Source organism: Microbacterium sp., from assembly GCF_011620665.1.
In the GTDB taxonomy this organism is placed as follows: Bacteria; Actinomycetota; Actinomycetes; order Actinomycetales; family Microbacteriaceae; genus Microbacterium.
The window spans coordinates 7,688-11,309 of record NZ_WOYQ01000046.1 but is presented as its reverse complement, the minus strand read 5'-3'; the positions used below and the strand labels follow the sequence as shown (position 1 = coordinate 11,309).

Below are 3,622 nucleotides of genomic sequence, written 5' to 3'. Positions count from 1 at the left end.
GGCGCCAACGGCCGCTCGCTCACCGCAGACCCGCCCGCAACCGCCGGCCCGCCGACCGCCACCGCCGCAGCAACCGCCATGGAACCCGGCGCCACGCCCGGCGCGGACACGCCCGGGCTAGCGGAACCCGGCACCGACGCGAGCACGCGCGCGACCAGCAGCTCGAGCTGAAGCCGCGGCGACGTCGCCCCCGTCATGTCATCGAGAGCCGTGACGACCAGGTCGGCGATCCGCGAGAGCCGATCGGTGCCGAAGCCCGCGGCCTGGCGCCCCATGCGTTCGAGCTCATCGGCGGGAATGCCCCGGAGCACGGCGGAAGCCCCCGGACCGGTCGCGGCGACGATGATGAGATCGCGCAGCCGCTCGAGCAGGTCGTCGACGAAGCGGCGCGGATCCTGCCCCGTCTGGATGACACGATCGACAGCCGCGAAGGCGGCACCGGCATCGTGGGCCGCGAACGCCTCGACGACCTCGTCGAGCAGTTCGGCGTGGGTGTAGCCGAGCAGCGAGACCGCGCGTTCGTATCTGACGACGGTGGCCCCCGAGGTGGTCGAAGGGTCGGATCCGGCGATCAGCTGGTCGAGCAGCGACAGGGTGTCGCGGGGCGATCCTCCGCCGGCGCGGACGACGAGGGCCAGCACGCCCGGCTCGGCCTGCACGCCCTCTTGCACGCACAGCTGCTCGACGTACTCGAGCATCGCCGCGGGCGCGACCAGCCGGAAGGGATAGTGGTGTGTCCGCGAGCGGATCGTCCCGATGACCTTCTCGGGCTCGGTCGTCGCGAAGATGAACTTGACGTGGTCGGGCGGCTCTTCGACGAGCTTCAGGAGCGCATTGAAGCCCTGCGCCGTGACCATGTGCGCCTCATCGAGGATGAAGATCTTGAACCGGTCGCGGGCGGGCGCGAAGATCGCCCGTTCGCGCAGGTCGCGGGCGTCGTCGACGCCGTTGTGCGACGCCGCGTCGATCTCGACGACATCGAGCGAGCCCCCGCCGTCGCGGCTGAGCTCGATGCAGCTGTCGCACGTGCCGCACGGCACATCGGTGGGGCCCTGTGCGCAGTTCAGGCAGCGCGCCAGGATGCGGGCCGACGTCGTCTTGCCGCACCCTCGCGGGCCCGAGAACAGGTAGGCGTGGCCGACGCGGTCGCTGCGCAGCGCCGTCATGAGCGGCTCGGTGACCTGAGACTGCCCGATCATCTCGCCGAACGTCTCGGGCCGGTAGCGGCGATACAGGGCGGTGGTCACCACACCAGACTACGGCGTGGCACCGACACGGCGCTGGGAACATCGCACCCCCTCCTCCGCGTTGGTGTGCGGTGTGAGCCCCGAACCCGTCGACGTCGCCGTCGTCGGCGCGGGTCAGGCCGGGCTGTCGGCGGCCTACCACCTGCGGCGGCGCGGTTTCACGCCCGAGCCCGGTGCCCGCTCCTACGTCGCCGTGGATGCCGAGAGCGCGCCCGGCGGCGCGTGGCAGCACCGCTGGCGGAGCCTGCGGATGGCGACGGTCAACGGCATCCATGAGCTTCCCGGCTTCGCCGTTCCGCCCGCCGATCCGGCGGCCGCGAGCGCCGACGTGCTTCCCGCGTACTTCGCCGAGTACGAGGCCCGTTTCGACCTGCGCGTGCGCCGGCCGGTGCAGGTCGAGAGCGTGCGCCGCGCCGACGACGACCCCGCGGGGCGGCTGCTGGTCCAGACCGATGCCGGCACCTGGGCGGCGCGGCACGTGATCAACGCGACCGGCACCTGGCGGCGGCCGTTCTGGCCGCACTATCCGGGCCACCAGGAGTTCGCGGGGCGCCAGCTGCACGTGCACGACTACGTGTCGGCCGACGAGTTCGCCGGTCGCCGCGTCGTGATCGTGGGTGCGGGGATCTCCGCCATCCAGCTGCTCGACGAGATCTCGCGCGTCGCCGACACCTTCTGGGTCACGCGGCACGAGGTGGTGTGGGATGCCGCGGACTTCGACACCGCCGCCCGCGTCTCGGCGATCGCGGGCGTCGAGGAGCGCGTGCGCCAGGGCCTGCCGCCCGGCAGCGTCATCTCGATCACCGGCCAGCACTGGACGCCCTGGGCGCGCGCGGCCGAGGCCCGGGGCGTGCTCGTGCGGCATCCGATGTTCTCGCGCATCGAAGCGAACGGCGTGCGGATGCCGGATGGCTCGGCCGAGCCCGCCGACGTGATCCTGTGGGCGACCGGATTCCGGGCCGACATCGCCCATCTCGCTCCGCTCGGGCTGCGCACACCGGCCGGCGGCATCCGGGTCGCGGACGGACGGGCTCTCGACGAGCCTCGTCTGTTCCTCATCGGCTACGGACCGTCGCAGTCGACGGTGGGCGCCAATCGCGCCGGGCGCAACGCGGTCCGAGCGATCCTCGCGGCGGCGAACCCCCGGCAGCCTTCAGCGCGCCGCTAGGGTGCCTGAGGCGGATCCGGAGCGGGCTGCACCGGAACCGGCACGGGTTCGGGCGCCGGGGCCGTCTGGGTGGTCGGGGTGGTGACCGGGGCGGGAGTCGTGCTCCGCGGCTGCGCCGCGCGCACCGCGCCCGCCGCGCGCTCCTGATCGGCCCGAAGTGCTGTGACGGCGTCGGCATAGGCCAGAAGCTCGGCATCGCCCGACGCGCCGGCGGCCTGCGCTGCGCCCACGGCGAGCGCGGCAGCGGCGACGGCGTCTCGGAAGGACTGCTCGGCGAGATCGTTCTCTTCGGCGAGCGTCACGGCGGTCGCGGGGAGCGAGGCTCCGAGCGTCTGCTGCGCGGCGGTCAGCGCGGTCACGGTCGCCGCGATGCCCGCCGTCGCGGCCTCGACCGCGGTGGCGGCGCTCTGCAGGTCGGTCGTGTGTGTCGCGGCGGCCGCGGCGGCGGCCTCGATCGCGGGCGCGTCAGAGGCCGTCGCGTTCGAGAAGTCGGGGCTGCCCTGGCGCTCCGGCCCTGTCGGGGCGGCCGAGTCCGCGAGCGCGGCCACGAGGTCGGCGTGCGCTGCGGCCGCCGGATCGAGCGCGGCCGGGTCGGCCATCCCGGCGACCGCCGTCAGGGCGGCGCCCGCACGGTCTGCCGCCGCCTGGGCGCTCACCAGCATCCCGTCGTAATCGGCGAGCGCGCCGTCGAGCCGGGTCTGCGCATCGTCCATGCCCGCCGTGGCCTCGCTGAGCCCGGAGACGGCCGCGGTGAGGCGCGCATCCGCGGCCATGCTCTGCGAGATCAGGACGCCCCCGATGACGATGCCCGCGATGACGACGATGGATGCCACGAGCGCCCACCATGCGCGCCGCGACCAGTCGGCGATTCCGCGGCGCGGCGCGGGCGCGAAGAGTTCTTCGTCGGCCAGCACGCCGCGCAGCAGGTGGCTCCCCTCCGGCAGCTGCGAATCGAACGCCGCGGCCGCGGGCGCCAGCGCGTTGATCGGTTCGGCGCGGGGCGCCGCGAAGGGTTCGAAAGTCAGCTGCTCGAACGCCGCCGTCCACGTGGCGGGCTCCGGTGTGTCGCGCTGCGGCGCAGAAAACGACGGTGCGGACAGTGCAGGTGTGGTCACGGCGGCTGCACGCAGCGGGTCGACGGGCGCCTTCGGTGGGGCGACGAACTCCGACTCGTTCCGTTCATTCCGCCCCGCAGGCTCAACCCGCC

The 3,622-nt window shown here is 73.8% G+C and carries 2 protein-coding genes and 1 pseudogene; 1 reads left to right on the top strand and 2 read right to left on the bottom strand.

Annotated features, from left to right (window positions below):
* The coding region (locus tag QZV81_RS06430) for a DNA polymerase III subunit gamma and tau (protein WP_292834515.1) at positions 1–1,247 on the bottom strand (1,247 nt) is incomplete at its 3' end.
* Positions 1,248–1,320: 73 nt separating this feature from the next.
* On the opposite strand from QZV81_RS06430, the gene QZV81_RS06425 reads away from it, so the two are divergent.
* The gene (locus QZV81_RS06425) at positions 1,321–2,415 is read left to right on the top strand and encodes an NAD(P)-binding domain-containing protein (protein ID WP_292834513.1); all 1,095 of its coding nucleotides are present in this window, start codon (positions 1,321–1,323) and stop codon (positions 2,413–2,415) included.
* Here the strand turns inward: QZV81_RS06425 and QZV81_RS06420 are convergent.
* Positions 2,412–3,622: pseudogene (locus QZV81_RS06420) on the bottom strand (hypothetical protein); the annotation flags it as partial. The gene QZV81_RS06425 and the pseudogene QZV81_RS06420 sit on opposite strands and share 4 nt — an antisense overlap.